The 18,847-nt window shown below is 46.6% G+C and carries 13 protein-coding genes; 8 read left to right on the top strand and 5 right to left on the bottom strand.

Going from position 1 to position 18,847, the window contains the following annotated elements; genetic code table 11:
* Positions 1-23 precede the first annotated feature (23 nt).
* The 6 genes from MMG82_RS13685 to napB all read left to right on the top strand — a co-directional run bounded on the left by MMG82_RS13685 (position 24) and on the right by napB (position 6,486).
* Positions 24-1,247 carry a lipocalin-like domain-containing protein gene (locus MMG82_RS13685; protein WP_241406980.1) on the top strand — a complete coding sequence of 408 codons (1,224 nt, stop codon included), beginning with the start codon at positions 24-26 and terminating at the stop codon, positions 1,245-1,247.
* Positions 1,248-1,515: 268 nt separating this feature from the next.
* The gene (locus tag MMG82_RS13680) at positions 1,516-1,800 is read left to right on the top strand and encodes a chaperone NapD (RefSeq protein ID WP_037414522.1); all 285 of its coding nucleotides are present in this window, start codon (positions 1,516-1,518) and stop codon (positions 1,798-1,800) included.
* Positions 1,797-4,277, top strand: coding sequence for a nitrate reductase catalytic subunit NapA (napA, locus tag MMG82_RS13675; RefSeq protein ID WP_037414520.1), 2,481 nt, complete (start codon positions 1,797-1,799; stop codon positions 4,275-4,277). Before MMG82_RS13680 ends, napA begins: the two co-directional genes overlap by 4 nt.
* A gap of 51 nt (positions 4,278-4,328) precedes the next feature.
* Positions 4,329-5,063, top strand: a complete 735-nt coding sequence (gene napG, locus MMG82_RS13670; RefSeq protein WP_144345421.1) for a ferredoxin-type protein NapG — start codon at positions 4,329-4,331, stop codon at positions 5,061-5,063.
* A gap of 41 nt (positions 5,064-5,104) precedes the next feature.
* Positions 5,105-6,058, top strand: a complete 954-nt coding sequence (gene napH, locus MMG82_RS13665; protein ID WP_229777697.1) for a quinol dehydrogenase ferredoxin subunit NapH — start codon at positions 5,105-5,107, stop codon at positions 6,056-6,058.
* On the top strand, positions 6,055-6,486 hold the full coding sequence (gene napB / locus MMG82_RS13660; RefSeq protein WP_037429719.1) for a nitrate reductase cytochrome c-type subunit NapB: 432 nt from the start codon (positions 6,055-6,057) through the stop codon (positions 6,484-6,486). The genes napH and napB overlap by 4 nt, the downstream gene beginning before the upstream one ends.
* Before the next feature lie 164 nt (positions 6,487-6,650).
* Here the strand turns inward: napB and MMG82_RS13655 are convergent, their stop codons facing one another.
* Complete coding sequence (locus MMG82_RS13655; protein WP_037414512.1) at positions 6,651-6,803, bottom strand: hypothetical protein; 153 nt, start codon at positions 6,801-6,803, stop codon at positions 6,651-6,653.
* Positions 6,804-6,897: 94 nt separating this feature from the next.
* On the opposite strand from MMG82_RS13655, the gene MMG82_RS13650 reads away from it, so the two are divergent.
* On the top strand, positions 6,898-7,779 hold the full coding sequence (locus tag MMG82_RS13650) for a LysR family transcriptional regulator (RefSeq protein WP_037414510.1): 882 nt from the start codon (positions 6,898-6,900) through the stop codon (positions 7,777-7,779).
* 107 nt (positions 7,780-7,886) lie between these two features.
* Here the strand turns inward: MMG82_RS13650 and fusA are convergent, their stop codons facing one another.
* The 3 genes from fusA to MMG82_RS13635 form a co-directional block, all read right to left on the bottom strand.
* Positions 7,887-9,980, bottom strand: coding sequence for an elongation factor G (fusA, locus tag MMG82_RS13645; RefSeq protein WP_037414509.1), 2,094 nt, complete (start codon positions 9,978-9,980; stop codon positions 7,887-7,889).
* A gap of 438 nt (positions 9,981-10,418) precedes the next feature.
* Complete coding sequence (locus tag MMG82_RS13640; RefSeq protein WP_241406975.1) at positions 10,419-11,870, bottom strand: diguanylate cyclase; 1,452 nt, start codon at positions 11,868-11,870, stop codon at positions 10,419-10,421.
* A 189-nt stretch (positions 11,871-12,059) separates the two neighbouring features.
* Positions 12,060-16,613: a biotin carboxylase N-terminal domain-containing protein gene (locus MMG82_RS13635; protein WP_037414507.1), complete on the bottom strand. Its 4,554-nt coding sequence runs from the start codon at positions 16,611-16,613 to the stop codon at positions 12,060-12,062.
* Positions 16,614-16,735: 122 nt separating this feature from the next.
* On the opposite strand from MMG82_RS13635, the gene MMG82_RS13630 reads away from it, so the two are divergent.
* Entirely contained in the window at positions 16,736-17,647 is a 912-nt protein-coding gene (locus tag MMG82_RS13630; RefSeq protein WP_015586033.1) for a LysR family transcriptional regulator, read from the top strand.
* A 301-nt stretch (positions 17,648-17,948) separates the two neighbouring features.
* Here MMG82_RS13630 and MMG82_RS13625 read toward each other — a convergent pair whose 3' ends face one another.
* Positions 17,949-18,746 carry an OXA-48 family carbapenem-hydrolyzing class D beta-lactamase OXA-1039 gene (locus MMG82_RS13625; RefSeq protein WP_037414505.1) on the bottom strand — a complete coding sequence of 266 codons (798 nt, stop codon included), beginning with the start codon at positions 18,744-18,746 and terminating at the stop codon, positions 17,949-17,951.
* Between the last annotated feature and the right edge of the window lie 101 nt (positions 18,747-18,847).

The raw sequence follows: 18,847 nt of genomic DNA, 5'->3' as shown, positions 1-18,847 counted from the left end.
TGAAAGTGAATGGTTTACTCACAATGAACTGGCTTAAGTGCCGTACAAACGCACGCTTAATCAGTCAACTCATCATCGGTGGATTACTCTTTTTCACGATAAGCGGCTGCGATAATGCGCCCGCGAGCGTTTCAGAATCCAAATCCATGGGAGCTTTGCTAGGGCAAACAAAAGAAGGCGAAACAACCTCAACGCAACAAGCCTTTGCAAAGGTGACACCTGAGCATCAGTTTCATTTTCCCCAAGATCATCTTGCCCACAACGGCTTTCGGCAAGAATGGTGGTATCTCACCGCTAACTTAACCACCGAAAAAGGTGAGCAACTTGGCGCGCAATGGACCCAATTTAGGGTGGCACTAAAACCTCAATATACAGAATCGCAGAATGCGCAACCGCCTACCCTTAAGCCCGCTTGGGCCACTGAACAACTCTATTTTGCCCATAGCGCACTGACCTCTAGCGCAGCACATCTGGCCCATGAGAAATGGTCTCGCGGACATCCAAAGCTTGCCGGCGTCAATGTCAATCCCTATCAAATTCATCTCGATAACTGGCAATGGCAGAGTGAATCGAGCGAGTTATTTCCGGCAACCTTAAGGGTTGAGACCACAGACTTTAGTTACGAGCTAACGCTGACCAGCCAAGCACCGCTGCAATATCAAGGCGATAATGGCTATAGCATTAAAAACCGCGAGGGGAATGTCGCTTCCTACTACTACAGTCAACCTTTTATCAGCATTACTGGCCAGATCACCCGCCATATCAACATCAATGGCCAAGCCGAAAGTCGGGTAGAGAAAGTCACTGGCCAAGGCTGGCTAGACAGAGAATGGAGCTCACAATTTTTAACTAAAAGCCAGCAGGGTTGGGATTGGTTTGCCCTGCGCCTCAATGATGGTTCGGCGCTAATGCTCTTTCAGTTAAGGGAGCAATCCACCGATAAATCTCAAACTCCATTAGCCTTTTACAGCGCCAGACGAATGTTTGCCGATGGCACAGGCCGCAAGATCAACTCCCGAGACATGCCAGATGGAATAAAAATGACGCCGCTTGAATGGCAAACCACCCGCTCCGGCAAATACCCTGTAAGCTGGCAAGTCCAAATCCCGAGTGAGCAAATCGATATCCGTATCTCACCGTTAAACCCCAATAGCGCCATGGCGTTATCCACCTCCTATTGGGAAGGCCCAATTAAACTTAGCGGTAGCCATACTGGCATGGGTTATATGGAGCTGACGGGATATTAATCCACTCATAGTGATGTTTGACTGCCGGATCTTTCGCTAATCTAATCAATCTCGCCATTCCCTCTCCAAAGAGATAGCGATTGTTTAAATTTCAAACTGAGAGTTAGATCACGCGCAAAACTTTGATCCCGATCGACTATCCCCTGCAATACCTCTTGTGAGGTATACCCACATTTTTTATCAGGTCTAGACTCGCAGTTATCCACATTCAGTTGTACAGATGTTTATGCAAAGCAGCTGAGTGCATCTCAAGATAAAGGTCACCGCTATGAGTCAGGAATACCATGTCACCAGCCTCGTGGTACATGCAGCCCCTAATGCCTTGCAACAGGTTGAAGCCGATATTGCCGCGCTAAAAGGCTGCGATATCCACGCCATTTCACCCGAAGGCAAGTTGGTTATTACCCTCGAAGGGAATACCCAAAAAGCCATTCTCGACAATGTAGAAGCCATCAATGGCCTGTCCGGTGTGTTATCCGCCAGTTTGATTTACCACCAAGTAGAACCCCTAGAACAAGAACTGTTAGAAAAAGAGAGTGAGGAAACACTATGAGCATTAGCCGCCGCGAGTTTCTCAAGGCTAACGCAGCGGTTGCCGCTGCGACGGCCGTTGGCGTCACGCTTCCCGTGAAAATGGTTGAAGCCGCCGAGTCAGATAACATCAAGTGGGATAAAGCCCCCTGCCGTTTTTGCGGTGTGGGTTGTAGCGTATTAGTCGGTACTAAAGCGGGTAAAGTGGTTGCCACCAAAGGCGATCCAGAAAGCCCAGTTAACCGCGGGCTAAACTGTATTAAAGGTTACTTCCTGTCGAAAATCATGTACGGCAAAGACAGATTAACCACGCCATTACTACGCATGAAAGACGGCAAATACCACAAAGAAGGTGAATTTACCCCCGTCAGCTGGGATGTCGCCTTCGATACTATGGCCGCTAAATGGAAACACAGCATCGCCACTAAAGGCCCAACCTCTGTCGGTATGTTCGGTTCTGGTCAGTGGACGATTTGGGAAGGTTATGCCGCATCTAAACTGCATAAAGCCGGATTCTTAACCAACAACATCGACCCTAACGCCCGCCACTGTATGGCCTCAGCGGTCGTTGGGTTTATGCGTACCTTCGGTATTGATGAACCGATGGGCTGTTACGACGACTTAGAAGCCGCCGATCACTTTGTGCTCTGGGGCGCCAACATGGCCGAGATGCATCCGATCCTGTGGGCACGTTTATCTGATCGCCGTTTAAGCAGTAAAGACTGTCGCGTGCATGTACTATCCACCTTCGAGAACCGTAGCTTCGATCTTGCGGATAACCCGATGGTTTTCCATCCGCAATCAGATCTGGTGATCCTCAACTATATCGCCAACTACATCATTCAAAACAAAGCGGTAAATACTGACTTTGTGACTAAACACACTAAGTTTGCCCTCGGTGTAGATGATATCGGCTATGGCCTGCGTCCAGATCATCCGTTAGAGAAGAAAGCCAAAAATCCTGGCAATGGTAAATCTAGCCCTATTAGCTTCGAAGAATACGCTAAGTTCGTCAGCACTTATACGCTGGAATACGCAGCAAAAATGAGTGGTGTAGAGCCTGAAAAATTAGAAACCTTAGCCAAGGCCTATGCCGATCCTAAAGTGAAGGTTATGAGCCTGTGGACCATGGGGATTAACCAACACGTTCGTGGAGTGTGGGCAAACAACATGCTCTATAACATTCACTTACTGACGGGCAAAATCGCTACACCTGGCAACAGCCCATTCTCACTGACAGGCCAACCTTCAGCCTGTGGTACCGCCCGTGAAGTCGGCACCTTTGCCCATCGCCTCCCCGCAGATATGGTGGTGGATAACGATAAGCATCGCGCGATCACCGAAAAAATGTGGCAAGTGCCTGAAGGCACGATTCCACCTAAACCTGGCTACCATGCCGTACTGCAAAGCCGGATGCTCAAAGACGGTAAGCTAAACTGTTATTGGACTATGTGTACCAATAACATGCAAGCCGGCCCGAATATCAATGATGAAATTTACCCGGGATTCCGTAATCCAGAGAACTTTATCGTGGTATCCGATCCTTACCCAACCGTCACCGCCATGGCAGCAGACCTTATTCTACCGACCGCCATGTGGGTCGAGAAAGAAGGCGCCTACGGTAACGCCGAGCGCCGCACCCATATGTGGCATCAACAGGTTAAAGCGCCTGAGGGAGCTAAATCGGATCTGTGGCAATTAGTCGAGTTTTCAAAACGCTTTAAAGTGTCTGAAGTGTGGCCCGCAGAGCTTATCGCTAAAAAGCCTGAATACGCTGACAAGACCCTTTATGAAGTACTGTTTGCCAATGGTGTCATCAACAAGTTCCCGACTACCGATTGTAAGGGCGACCTCAACGACGAAAGTGAACACTTTGGCTTCTATCTACAAAAAGGCATCTTCGAAGAATACGCCGCCTTCGGTCGCGGCCATGGCCATGACTTAGCCGACTTTGACCGTTACCACGAAACCCGCGGCCTACGCTGGCCAGTGGTTGAGGGGAAAGAAACCCTGCGTCGCTTCGTTGAAGGTAGCGATCCTTATGTTAAGGCAGGTGAAGGCTTTAAGTTCTACGGTAAACCCGATGGTAAAGCGGTAATTTTCGCCCTGCCTTACGAACCAGCAGCGGAAGAGCCTAACTCAGAATACGATCTGTGGATGTCTACCGGCCGTGTGCTCGAACACTGGCATACAGGTTCGATGACCGCCCGTGTACCTGAGCTATACCGCGCCTATCCTGATGCACAAATCTTTATGCATCCTGAAGACGCTAAGGCTCGCGGTCTGCAACGTGGTGATGAAGTGATCGTGGCATCTCCCCGTGGTGAGGTCAAAACCCGTGTCGAAACCAAAGGCCGAAACAAACCGCCACGCGGCGTGGTGTTTATGCCCTTCTTCGATGCGCGTCAGTTAGTCAACAAGTTGATTCTGGATGCTACCGATCCACTGTCAAAAGAAACTGACTTTAAGAAGTGCCCAGTAAAAGTGATGAAGGCCTAAGCCCTCATTTGATAGCGATAAGCGTATTTGAAAGCGATTAAGGAGTCTAAGGTGAGTCAGCAAGTGAAGAGTCCATTCACAGTCAAACAAGTCAACCGTCGCCAGTTTTTGGCCACGACGGCTAAGGCTGGCTGTGTGATGGGGCTTGTGGGATTAGGCTTGACGGCCACGGCAAAAAGCCAAGGTCAACTCGCCTCCCAAGCTTGCAGACCGCCGGGCGCCCTTGAAGAAAGCGATTTTCTCTCGGCCTGCGTGCGCTGCGGTTTGTGTGTTGCGGCTTGCCCTTACGACACGCTAACACTGGCACGGTGGTTCGATGGCGCCGCCACTGGCACGCCATTCTTTACCGCAAGACGCATTCCCTGCGAAATGTGTGAGGATATTCCCTGCATCAAAGCCTGCCCATCGGGCGCGCTTGATCCTCAACTTGAGCACATTAGCGATGCCAAAATGGGTGTTGCGGTACTGATCGATGAGAAAAATTGCCTTAACTTTAAGGGATTACGCTGTGATGTCTGTTATCGGGTTTGTCCGTTAATCGACAACGCCATCACCTTAGAACGCCAACGTAATCAACATAGCGATCACCACGCGATGTTTTTACCCACAGTCAACAGTGATACCTGCACGGGTTGTGGCAAATGCGAGCACGCCTGCGTACTCGATACCGCCGCCATAAAAGTCTTACCGACGGCATTAGCACTCGGTAAGGCAGCGGAGCATGATACTTATCTCAACACCGAGGAAACCACCTTAGAGATGTTGAATAAGGGGCTGACGTTATGAGCAATGAGTCTATGAGTAACAAGTCTATAAGTCATAAGACCATGAACTCAAAAGCCCGCATGCAAGGCGAGCATGTCGCAGCCATTGCAGAACTCGGTTGGTTTGGCGCACACAAATATTTGCTACTACGCCGCGCAGTGCAATTCGGCTTGTTAGGGCTATTTGCACTAGGGCCGCTACTAGGGATTTGGTTATTTAAGGGTAATTTATCGGCCAGTTTACTGCTCGATATCATTCCCTTTGCCGATCCGCTAGTGAGCTTACAAATGCTCATTAGCGGGCATATTCCCGAGCTTAGCCTATTGATAGGTGCAGCCTTGGTCATACTGTTTTATGCCCTCGCCGGTGGCCGGGTGTTTTGCAGTTGGGTGTGTCCAGTCAATCTGGTAACTGACTCCGCAAGCTGGCTCAGACGTAAACTAAACCTCCCTCGCACCAGCGAGTTACCGCGTAATTTACGTTATTACCTGCTGGCTCTCGTGCTGTTATTGCCACTGCTCACGGGCAACTTGATTTGGGAATGGATTAATCCCGTCCCCTTAGTCTATCGCGCCGTGCTATTTGGCAGTCTCAGTGGTTTATGGATTTTAGCGGCGATATTTCTGCTGGATCTATTTATCGCCGAGCGCGCTTGGTGTGGTCATCTGTGCCCAACGGGCGCCCTATTTGGCTTAATCGGCAAATGGAGCCCCATTAAGATCGTCGCCAGCAAAGCTAGCGCCTGTGATAACTGCATGGATTGCTTTGCCGTATGCCCCGAGCGCCAAGTATTAAAGCCCGCGTTAAAAGGGCAAAATCCGGTAATCACTAGCCCAGACTGCACCCAATGCGGCCGCTGTATCGATGTCTGCGCAAAGCGCGTATTTCGCTATCAAACACGTTTTACGGCCACTCAGGCTCAACTTAGTTCAGGCGATTCGACCGATTGTCACTCGCCATCAACCACTTCACCAATTCGTCAACACATTGCCCCCAAGGCGGAGAATGACCAATGAAAAAAATACTCACCTTAGCCGCGATTGTATTAGCCATCGGCGGCTGCTCAGGCCAACAAGCAGACTCTCAAGCAACACCAGTCAATATCAAATCCCTCGCCGGCGATAGCGCAGTGACCGATATTCGCCCCGCTGATGCTATGCCCGTTTACCCAGCTCGCGGTAAGGCGTTGGAACGCAGTTTTACTGACCAACCGCCACTCATCCCACATAAGGATGATTACAAAATAACCTTAGATAAAAATGGCTGTTTAACTTGCCATAGCTGGGATAAAGCACCACGGATGAAAGCCACACCAGTGGCGAAATCCCACGTTATCGACGATAAGGGCACGCTCAATGGCCATAATTATTTCTGCACCCAGTGCCATGTTGCACAAGCAGAAAACAAAGCGCCTTTAGTTGATAATAAGTTCTCAACTCAGTAAAACAATCCTCCCCTGCCCGCACCAAAGCCACTGATCATCCAGTGGCTTTTTATTATCCATAACAAAATTAGAGATAAACTTAAAAACTCAGTGGGGGAGATGTTGGACGAACTGAAAAATAAGCAGACGGGACAATAGATAAAATGGAAAAGTAAAAACCCAGCCTAGGCTGGGTTAACTTGTTGTTTTGCTTTATGCAAATCACCCGCCGGAGCCGTTACTCTTGTTTGCGCTGCCTTTGCTGTTTGCACATTCTTTGTTTCAGGCATCGCCGCCTGCCACAAAGCACCTACCCATAAACTTGACGTTGACTTCATGACCAAATCTCCTGTTCTGTTAACAAGTTCAAAGTAATACTTAGACCATCATCAGTAAAATGAATTAACGCCATACAATGGATTCCATTTGAGCATGAACATTCCAATCAAGACCTTACAATGTTTTCTGATCTTAGTTGAAACGGAAAACTTCACCCGTGCAGCACAAAAATGCTTTATCACTCAACCAACGCTCAGCAAAATCATCCAAAGGCTTGAAGAAAGCGTAGGAGAAACCCTGCTGATCCGTAACAATCAAAAGGTGGAGCTAACCCAAGCTGGGCAACTGTTTGAACACAGTGCGCGGGAGATCCTCGGACAATGGCATAGATTGCAGGAGGATATGAGTAACTTAAGCGGCCTAAAATCGGGGCGGCTTAGACTCGGTGTCTGCCCCATGATGAGTAGCTTAATTATTGGATTACTGACGAGCTATCGTAAGCGTTATCCAGGGGTTGAACTACAAATGTATGAATACGGGGGATTTGGCTGCGAGCAGGCACTGCTAAATAACAGTTTAGATATTGCCTTTACTGCGTTACCCACAACCCATGAGACTGAGCTAGTCAACCAACCGCTAACAAAATATCCTCTGTTAGCTTGCCTGCCTGATGGGCACCCGCTTGCAGCTAAGTCATATCTCAACTGGCAAGATTTTGAAGCTTATCCGTTTATTCTCTATAACGAGGACTTCTCACTTGCCAAATTGATAACTCGCCTCAGCCGTAAGGCTGGCGTGCAATTAAATATCGCCTTTCGCAGTGGTCAATGGGACTTTCTTGCAACCATGGTTGAAGCCGACATGGGACTGGCCATATTACCCGAACCTATTTGCCAAAAACTCAGTCACAGCAAACTAGTCTTTAGACCGATGCAACCGGCATTAACTTGGGATTTAGCCCTGATTTGGCGGCAGAACTTACCGTTAACTCCCGCGGCAAATGCTCTACTGGAATTAAGCAAACAAAAAGCTTAAATGCTGAATGCTGACTCGTCAACCTATCGTCAACCAGTGCATCGCCCATAAAAAAACCGCTGCTAGCCTAGGCTTAGCAGCGGTTTCTATTTAGAGGAAGTTAAGAATTACTTCTTAGCTTCAGCAGCTTTACGCTCTTTAACTTGCTCAACAACTTTTTCCGCAACACTGTTTGGACATGGGCTGTAGTGTGAGAACTCCATAGAGAACTGACCACGGCCTGAAGTCATTGTACGCAGAGTACCGATGTAACCGAACATTTCTGATAACGGTACGTCAGCCTTAACGCGAACACCAGTTACACCAGCAACTTGGTCTTTGATCATACCGCGGCGACGGTTTAAGTCACCGATCACGTCACCCACGTTGTCTTCTGGGCTGAACACGTCAACTTTCATGATTGGCTCAAGTAGTTGTGGTTTAGCTTTAGCCATAGATTGACGGAATGCCGCTTTAGCAGCGATTTCGAACGCGATAGCTGAAGAGTCAACTGCGTGGTAAGCACCGTCAGTCAGTTCAAACTCAACGTCTAACACTGGGAAGCCAGCGATAGTACCGGTGTTCATCATGCTCGCGAAGCCTTTTTCAACTGCTGGCCAGTATTCCTTAGGAACGTTACCACCAACAACTGAAGACTTGAACACGAAGCCAGAGTTTGGCTCACCTGGGCGAATGATGTATTCGATCTTACCGAATTGACCAGAACCACCAGATTGTTTCTTGTGGGTGTATTGGTCTTCAACCATTTGAGTAATGGTTTCACGGTAGGCCACTTGTGGCTCACCTACGATCAGCTCAACACCATAAGTACGCTTCAGGATGTCTACTTTAATATCTAAGTGCAGTTCACCCATACCTTTAAGGATGGTTTCGCCTGAATCTTCGTCAGTTTCTACGCGGAATGATGGATCTTCTGCGATCATCTTACCGATAGCGATAGCCATCTTCTCGCTGCCGCCTTTATCTTTTGGCGCTACTGCGATAGAGATAACTGGCTCTGGGAACACCATGGCTTCCAGAGTACATGGGTGCTTAACATCACACAGTGTGTGACCAGTTTGTACGTTCTTCATACCCACGATTGCGATAATGTCACCAGCTTCAGCTGATTCAATTTCGATACGATCGTTAGCATACATTTCGCACATACGGCCGATACGCTCAGTCTTACCAGTTGCACTGTTAAGAATGGTATCGCCTTTCTTCAGACGGCCAGCATAAATACGTACGAAAGTCAGGGCACCGAAACGGTCATCCATGATCTTGAACGCTAATGCTTTTAATGACTCATCAGCAGAAACGATAGCGTATTCGCCAGTTTCGTTACCTTCTTCGTCAGTTAAAGGTTGTGGATCAACTTCATCTGGCGCTGGCAGATAATCAACAACAGCATCCAGAACCAGTTGCATACCTTTGTTTTTGAAGGCAGAACCACAGAATGTTGGGAAGAATGCCATAGTACGAGTACCCTTACGGATACAACGTTTCAGGTCTTCAACAGATGGCTCTTCGCCTTCCATGTAAGCTTCTAGCAGATCGTCATCTTGCTCAACAGCAGTTTCGATCAGCATTTCACGGTATTCTTCAACTAAGTCAACCATGTCCGCTGGAACATCTTTAACTTCGAAGTTTTCTGGAATACCAGAATCGTCCCATACGTAGGCTTTACGAGTTAGCAGGTCAACAACACCACAGAACTCATCTTCAATACCGATTGGCAGAACCATAACCAGTGGGTTAGCAGCTAAAACGTCTTTAGTTTGCTTAACAACACGTAAGAAGTCAGCACCCATACGGTCTAACTTGTTTACGAAGATGATACGAGCAACTTCAGATTCGTTCGCATAGCGCCAGTTCGTTTCTGATTGAGGCTCAACACCACCAGAACCACAGAATACAGCGATACCGCCGTCAAGAACCTTCAGAGAACGGTAAACTTCAACAGTGAAGTCAACGTGCCCAGGGGTGTCAATAACGTTGAAACGGTGATCTTTCCAGAAGCAGCTTACTGCCGCTGACTGAATGGTAATACCGCGCTCAGCTTCCTGAACCATGAAGTCAGTTGTTGATTCACCATCGTGAACTTCACCGATTTTATGGATTTTACCGGTTAGCTTAAGAATACGCTCGGTGGTCGTGGTTTTACCCGCGTCAACGTGAGCGAAGATACCAATGTTTCTGTATTTGGATAATTCGGTCATGATTCAACTTTAATGATTAGTTTAAGAAGTAGACGGAGTATGCGACAAACCACCGACACACCGCACATCAGATTATTTTAGGCGCATATTGTAAATTGGAACCCCGCTATGCGCAAATGGCTCTTGCAATTTTTCACGATAAAGTCGCGGAAAAAATTAAAAAAAAATAAGAAAAATGCATTAAAACAATTAAATAAAAAAATTTAGCTCAGTTTTCAAACAATTAGTAAAAAGCCTAAAAATAAGCGTTTTTTTACCGATATTGCAGATTTCTCATACTTTAAGGACTCACAAATGGCAAAAGACCAGCCCAATGCAACCTCAATACAAACTTCAACTCAGGTTAAAACTCGGTTTAACCTAAAAGTTGATTAGCATAAATGTGAAATTGATCGAGTAAAGTGTCAATGGGCTTAGCAATGCATCTAATTTCGCAAACTAAGCATTGGATTCATCAATACAAATCTGATTTCTGCCCAAGGCTTTCGCTTGATACAATGCTTTATCTGCTCGTTCAAAGCAGGACTGCATTGGTTCATTACTCGCTAATTTGGCAATCCCAAAACTACAGGTGAGCCGCACATCACCACTAAAGCGATAATCCTTAATCGCCGCAGCAATCCGCTGGCACAATGAGTTAACTAAAGTAATTGAAGTCTGATGGCAAAGGATCACGAACTCTTCACCTCCCCAACGGGCAACAACATCTGATTCACGCACACAATGCTGCAGCACTGTAGACAGCTCCATCAAAATATTATCTCCGACGGTATGACCTAAGGTATCATTAATCTCTTTAAAGAAATCGATATCTAACATGACAAGGCAGATGCTACTTTCTGATGCGGTCTCAGAACGATGCTCATGCACAAACTGGCGGTTAAAGTAATGGCGATTATAGAGTTTGGTGAGCGGATCATGGGTAGATAAAAACTCGAGTTCAGTATTGGTTTGTTCTAATTGCCGACGTAGGGCTTCAAGCTGTGTATTTTTATCGGTTAAGCGTCGATTATAGCGACTGATAAAATAAGTCCGAGTCGCAAGTAAAAATATCACCAGCAGAGTGCCTGCAATCACTTGATAGATAAGCCAATAGTTAGTCTCATCGATAACAGTAATATTGTTCCATTTCTGGTAAATCCTAATTCGCTCAAGCTCATCAACATCATCAAGTACTTGATTAAGTATCGGCAGCAGTGCTTCATGGCCTAAACTCACTCCCATGCGTAGTTCATCTTCTGGCCCGCCCCACCCCGCAATTTTAAGATGGTTAAAACCTGTCTGCTGAATATAAGCATTCACCGAAAACATTGACCCAACAAATAAATCAGCGCGCTTATCGAGCACAGCCTCGAGTCCCGCTGGTTCACTGGCCACTTCGATGATTTTGACTCTAGGGTAATATTGCTGAATATACTCAGCGAGACGATAGCCTTTAGGCACGGCTAATGTTCGTGAGCCTATGTTTTCAAATCCTTGTAAAAATGGCTGTTCTTTTAGCGAAACCAACACATTTGGCGAGTGAAAATACACATGGCTAAAATGTAAAAATTGCTCTCGGGTAGCGGTTTTGTTCAACATTGGAGTTAAATCACAGCGCCCAGTTTGTAAAAAATTAAGGGTTTCAGACCAAGATGTTGTGGGAACAAGAATGAATTTAAGGGGAGAATGGGACTCAATGTAACGAATATAGTCCGATGAGACCCCTACATGTTTTCCCTCTCGTATCGCTTCATAGGGCAGCCAGTCGGGATCAACACAGTAACGGACTAACTGCCTACTGCTAGCACCGTCATCAGAGGTTTTGAGATAGCGCGAAGCCAAACGCTCTGCACTCACAGTTAAGGGTGAGCATAAACAGAAGAATAAAAACCAAAATCGACAACCCATGTCGCTTCTCAAATACATTCGTAATTCGCTGACGTAGATAAAAAGTGTATACATGATATTAAGATAATACCAATGCGCTCATCCTAAGCAGAAAAATGCACCGAACCTGAGAAACGTAATCTTGTTACCGATAAAAAAATACCCGCCAAATTGACGGGTATTTCGTTTACTTAATCTATTTTTACAAGATTAATCTTCAACTGGTGACACAACAAAGAGTAGGTCACCTTGCGATACTTGCTGACCATTGCTGTTCAGAATACGCTCGATGCGGTACTTCTTATCCTCAGGATAGAGCACGGCGCCTTGGCGGTTAAAGCCAGCCAAGTTAACCTGCGAGAACATCTTCATTGCTTCAGTCAAGGCAAGGGTTTGCTCAACGGTTACAATATCACCTTCTTTAACGAAATCAGGTTCGCCTGGCGCTGGAGAGGTATAGAAGATACCTGCGCCTTGGGCTAATACTTTAAGCTCGTTACTTTCACCCACACGCAGCGACTCAGTATCCACACCAACGGTTTCAGCAGCGGCTTCCATTTCAGCAATCAGTGCTGGAATATCTAGCTCAGCCATAAAGCGTGGCAGATAGTTAGTGTCGTATACGCCTTCTTTGAAAGTGCCATCGCTTAGGATTAACTTCAGCAATGGAATGTTAGTCGCGATACCTTTGAGCACTACGCTGTCGAGGTAAGCATGTAGCTTCGCAATAACGTCTTCACGGTTTTCACCGCGCATAATCACCTGGGCGATTAAGCTATCGTAATAAGGCGAAACTTCTTTGCCCGGTGCTGCAATCGAGATGATTTCTACATCTGGATGATCAGGGAATACACATTCGGTGATCTTGCCAGGGTTTGGAACCAGTTGCAGTACGCCATGGCTGTCGAGTGCGGCTTTCTCAGCCGTTACACGCACTTCCATCGCATAACCGATTTCTTTCGGCTCTAAATGCTCGATTGAACGACCCGCAGCAATATCAAACTGCGCGCTTACGATATCGATACCAGAAGTCGCTTCGGTTACTGGATGCTCTACTTGCAGACGAGTGTTCATCTCCATGAAGTACACTTCGTTTGCGTCTAGGTTGTAGATGAACTCTACAGTACCTGCACCCATATAATCGGTCGCATCACCTAAGGCACGGGTGTAATCCAGCACTTGTTTCTTCAGTTCATCTGGCAACATGGTTGAGCCAGACTCTTCGACCACTTTCTGGTTGTTACGTTGTACTGAACAGTCACGTAAACCCAATACTTTAGCGTGACCAAATTGGTCGCGCAGTAATTGCACTTCGATATGACGTAGTGACGTAACATATTTCTCTAAGTACAGGTCGCCGTTACCGAAGGCGGCTGCCGCTTCGGTAGCGGTTTTTTGGAATAAACCAATCATATCCTCAGGACGTTTAACGACCTGAATACCTTTACCACCGCCGCCTTGTACCGCTTTGAGCAGCACTGGGTAACCAATTTCATTGGCCACGTTTACCGCTTGCTCAGCGTTAGTCAGAATACCGTGTGAACCTGGTACCACTGGTACGTTTTGGCTTTGTGACGTCTTAATCGCGTTCGACTTGTTACCCATAGTCGTCATTGAATGCACGCTAGGGCCCACAAAGTTAACCCCATTATTCACACACAATGCCGCAAATTGTGGACTTTCAGACAGGAAGCCGATACCTGGGTGCAGTGCATCAACTTGCTCGTATTCGGCAACTTTCAACACTGAGTAAGCATTCAGGTAACTTTCGTCAGAGGTGTTACCCCCTAAACAGACTAACTTGTCAGAATCTTTCAGCATATCCGCAGGTACGGCAGTCATGTCAGGATCTGACGCCACCAATACCACGTTGATATCGTTATCGTGAGCCTTACGGATCAACTTAACAGCGGTACAACCACGGGCATGAACCAATACTTTATTAATTGGTTTCATTAACTTACGAGGATCGTTTTGAACAATCACTTCTTCTTCAACAGGCGCTTCAACAACCAGAGTCGACAGAGCATTGATGATTACGTCATTAATCTTCGCCGTTGGCATTGGCATCAGAGGATCGATGCTCGCCAATTGGTTATCTAAGGTTTCGCTGAATGGGTTGTGGACTAAGCCCGCCATTGCACCTGGTACTTTCGACAGATAGTTCGACAGAGTCGACGTTGAAGGTAAGTAAGCAGGAACCACCATTTGACCCGCGAATGGCATGTTAGTACCAGACAGGTAGTAGGTTTGCACTAATGGGTGAGTCACGAAACTCGCTTGCGCACCACCGGTACAGTCACCAAAACCAAACATCAATACTGGCAATTCGTTATCACGGATAAAGCGTGTGATACGGTCGTTCACAACAGCCATTGAGAACAGTGCCGCAGCACCTTCTTTAGTCTGCATACCGCCTGAGCTGATAAAACAAACTACTGGCAATTTACGCTTAGCACATTCGATCAGCAGCGCAGAGAATTTCTCAGCACTCGCCATATCGAAGGCACCCGCTTGGAATGCAGTGTTAGATACCGCCAGACCCACACGGACTTTTTGTCCCTTTTCTTTAAAGTCAGCAATACCGGTGATCAGGCCGCAAGGACGAATACCTTTATCTAACGCATCTTCAATCGATAAACGGAAACCAGGGAAGTTGAGCAAGTTAGCCGACATTTTGTCGCCATTGATTTCGTCGAAATTAGTGAAAAATTGCTTAATCACATTTTCCCACGTCATCTTGCCGGTACGTTTTTCGTCACGTAATACTTTTTGGATCAGTAAGTCCTGATAACCCATGGTCAAGCGGTTCCAGAAGTCCTTACGACGACCGATACGCACAGGGTTAATCGCACCAGTGTATTTGCTGTGGTCGCTTTCACTGTCGAAGTATTCAGGCAATAAACGTTCGAAGAAGTAAGTCAGGATAACGAATAAACTGTCGTTAAGTTGTGGGAAGCCCACACTCTTCCACTGCTCTACACGCACCAAGAGATCGGCACGGTTAGATTGGCTCATAAAGTACTTAAGCCACTTGTAGAATTTAGCCTTGTCGTTTGCGGTATCCTGAGTAGACAGCGCATGGTCAATCGACTTGTGCAGTAGATTGTTCACAGAGTTGCGTGACAGACTCTTAGACATCATGGCTTCTTTCGCGATAGACGCTAAGCTACCCACAACGTTGTCGTAAAGTGAGTTAAAAATCAGGATGTTATGGCATTGCCAAATAAAGTCTTCACGCAGCTCATCGTTTACAACGACATCGAGCACAGTCAATTGATTAAGCTCAGGCCATTTTGCTTGAGTTACAGACTTAGGCAGATTTTCAAGATGCTGAATTAAGCCCTTAAAGTTGTTTGCCGCGTTGCTCTTCCAACGGTGATATAAAGACCAACCGATGTTAAATAACAGTGCCTTACGAGCTTTTTTATAGTTTTCTTTTGGTTCACCCAAAATAAAACGTGTCAGCATATTACGTTCGGTTGAAATTTCATCGCGCTTAGCAATAAAGTTCGCCCACAATTTGTTCAGATCTTCATCGTAAACCAGCTTATCAGGGCTAGATAGCCAAGCTTGGAATACACGATCTTGCTCTTGCTGGATACGCGCTAACAAGTCACCTTCAGGCACGCTAACACGTGACAAACGTCCGTATTGCTCCTGAGAGATCGAATGAATACGGCTACGCAGCGTTAAATAACGCAGGTAACGGTAAGCGCTACCAAACAAGTTGTGGTGGTTGGTTGGGCTCGTTGCCACAGCCAATTCAGCGTTTAACTCCAATGCCATCAAGTTTTTAGATGGGTTAAGGAAACGCGCTAAACTGCGGTCATAGTGCTCACGTAAATCTTTAGATTCACGTACAAAGTTCACTGCTGCGCGCTCAACCGCTTCGATACTACTGATAATCGCGCGGCGTAAATTGTGCTGACGCTCGTCACGGTCACCTGGAGAAAAATCGATAATGCCATCGATACAACCGGCGGTGTAAAGCTCTTCTGGAGACACACCCACAGACTTAGCACATTCCTGCCATGACAGGTTGTACTTACGCGCAATACTTTGTAGACCTTGTGGCTGAATCGTGTTGAAAATACCATCGCGCAGCGATAACAGGATGTTGGCCGCCGCTAATGGAATCGCACCCCCCGAGTAACCCGCACCGATAACGATACCGACTGTCGGTACGTCAACGTTGGCACTCTCGGCAATCGCCTTAGAAATAGAATGTGCTTGGTTTTGGCTGTTGGCCACTTCGCCAGCATCGGCCCCTGGGGTATCGATTAAATAGACGATAGGCATAGACAATTCGGCAAAATGACGAATCGCTTTACAGGCGGCATAGTGATGCTCAGGCATCCATGCACCGTTAGCCGTTGTGCGCTCTTGAGCAATAAAGCCGATACGACGAGTGCGTGAACCGAAATTCAGCTCGACCTCAGCACTGTAGAAAGAGCCCAAGTGAGTTTCGGTAATCAAGCGCCCCTTTAGGTCCGCAATGATACGTTTAGCACCAGGACGACCTTTGTCTTGGGTCGGTTGGATCACTTTTGCGACGTAACCGTCAACATCTAACGATGCCAAGTCTTTTAAATTTGCCTGAATGGCATCTTCATTTAAAAGACCTTTAATTTCTTCTGATAAGCTCTGTTTACTGTGTTTAGGAAACAGAGAAAAATCCTTTGCCAAATGCTCGGCCTGTAAAAAAAGCGGATCGGGCGTTTGGGCTTGAGTCATGTGTTTGGGCTGATTATTGCTGGTCATCAAAAGATCCTCTGCTTTAGCCTCTGAAAATTTTTAGCCAATAAATATAACTTTGTTATCCCGCCAAATGCCATTAAACTGCATAAGACGCTATGTTCCAAATATGAGACAGTGGGAAAAACATGCCAGATTTAAACGGTATGATGCTATTTGCAGCCGTAGTGAGAGCAAAGGGATTCTCCCAAGCTGCACGTGAAACCGGCCATCCAAAATCCACCATAAGTCGCAAAATCGCGCAGCTTGAAGAACAACTAGGCGTGCGATTGTTACAACGCGACACCCGTAACCTGAGTCTTACCCAAGTCGGGGCACTCTTTTATCAACACTGTGATTCCATTCGCAATGAGGTGGAAGCGGCCAAGGCTGTTATCGAGAGTACCCATGATGATGTATCAGGATCATTACGGATAGCCATTCCGGTCTCTTTTAGCCAAGAATTAATTGCTAACCTCTGTAGCGGATTCATGCGTTTATATCCCAATGTGGAATTAGATGTCCAGTTTACCGACAACGATATCGGTTTGGTGGGTGAAGGATATGACATAGCTATCAAATATGGACCACTGCAATCCTCTGATCTTGTTGCAAGATTACTGTTCGAGCGTCAACCAATTCTGGTAGCAAGTCCTGGCTATTTAAAAGCACGCGGCACCCCCGCAACACCTAAGGAGCTGAGCGACCATAGTGGTATTCTGCTAGGGACATCCCGCTCAGCACCCATATGGCCCTTAGGCAAAGGGGCTCGCAAAACCATGGTAAACTTTCAGCGTAAAGTCAGGGTCAATAGCCCGATAATGGTTAAGCAGTTAGCCCTCGATGACTTTGGGATTGCAATGCTATCAAACTCCGCCTGCAAAACCGAACTCGCCAACGGCCAGCTAGTGCCAATCTTACAGGAATGGCCGATTGAACCCTTTAAGGTCTACGGGGTGTATTCGAGCCGCAGACAATTAGCCACCAATATCAGCGCCTTCTTGGACTTTTTCGTCAAACGCTTTAGCAGCCAAGAAAGCCTACAATCCTTGATGGGCTAGGCACTTTATCGCAGCGGCATTCACCTTTACTGACATCGCCATTCCTTTATACACATCCCAATGTTGAGTGACCATGACCATTTAGATAACAAAAAAGCCTAGCAAATTGGCTAGGCTTTTTACGTTTAGGAATGTGATGCTAATGCTCAAGCTAAAAGTTAACGCGCGGAGCTTAAGTCGATTTGGCCTAACCGATTAAGTATGAGCCATTAACTACAAGCGCATCGAGCATCAGCATTTTGTCCATATATCTTTACAGCTTATATGACGGCTATTTCACACAAATACGCGCTAACCACTTCTAGGGAATAATTTTTTCCTGTTTTAGCACTTCTTTTGTGATGGCTTGGCGCAGCCCTAAACCATCCGATGTGGGCATATCCATATTCATCGCAAAAAACCACACATTATCATCAAGTTCAACCCAACCGACCCACCAGCCAATCTTAGGTTCGATTCTAGTCGAGTATCCCGTTTTAGCCCGAATAATATAGTCGCCATTGGCTTCGGTCAGCATGGCTTGTTTGACAATACGCTGGCTGCGCTCCGATACGTGTAACTTATTGTGATACAGCTTTCTTAAAAAGGTGATTTGCTCAGTGGCCGAAATTCGAATACCACCATCGAGCCAGAAACTGTCTACATTGCCCGAAATGTCCTCATTACCATAATCGAAAGCATGTAGCATCTTGCTCATACGTGCCTCGCCAATTTGGCGGGCAAATTCTTGATAAACAGGCACAACTGAATATTTCATCGCGGTGATTAGATTATGATCGCGATTCCAAGTGGCGATATCGCGCGTCTGTCCATCCCACTTAAAGACTTGGTGTTCATCCTTAACCACGCCCAAATCGAGGGCGATCAAGCTATTGGGAATTTTAAAGGTAGATGCGGGTAAAAATGCTTGGTTCGCCCGTTTAAGATTATTGGTAAATCCTTGCTGCTTATTCTCATTCCAGAGCACAACTACGCCCTGTGATTTATGTTCAGTAAAGTGAGCATTCCAACTTTTGTTTTCTTGCCATTCCTTTGCTACCGCAGGCATTCCGATAATCGATGCCACCAAAAACACAGCCGATAAGGCTAATACACGCATAACGTCCCCTTGCTTAATGCAATATATCCATACAAATTAAGTGCTAAGCTTATCATTCTCTGCCCTCTCATTCCCTAGCAAACTGCTGACCAATTGTGGCA

It is taken from the genome of Shewanella sp. MM_2022_3, from assembly GCF_022557375.1.
GTDB lineage: Bacteria > Pseudomonadota > Gammaproteobacteria > Enterobacterales > Shewanellaceae > Shewanella > Shewanella xiamenensis.
Note: the sequence above shows the minus strand (reverse complement) of the source record. Positions and strands in the feature narration are given on the sequence as shown.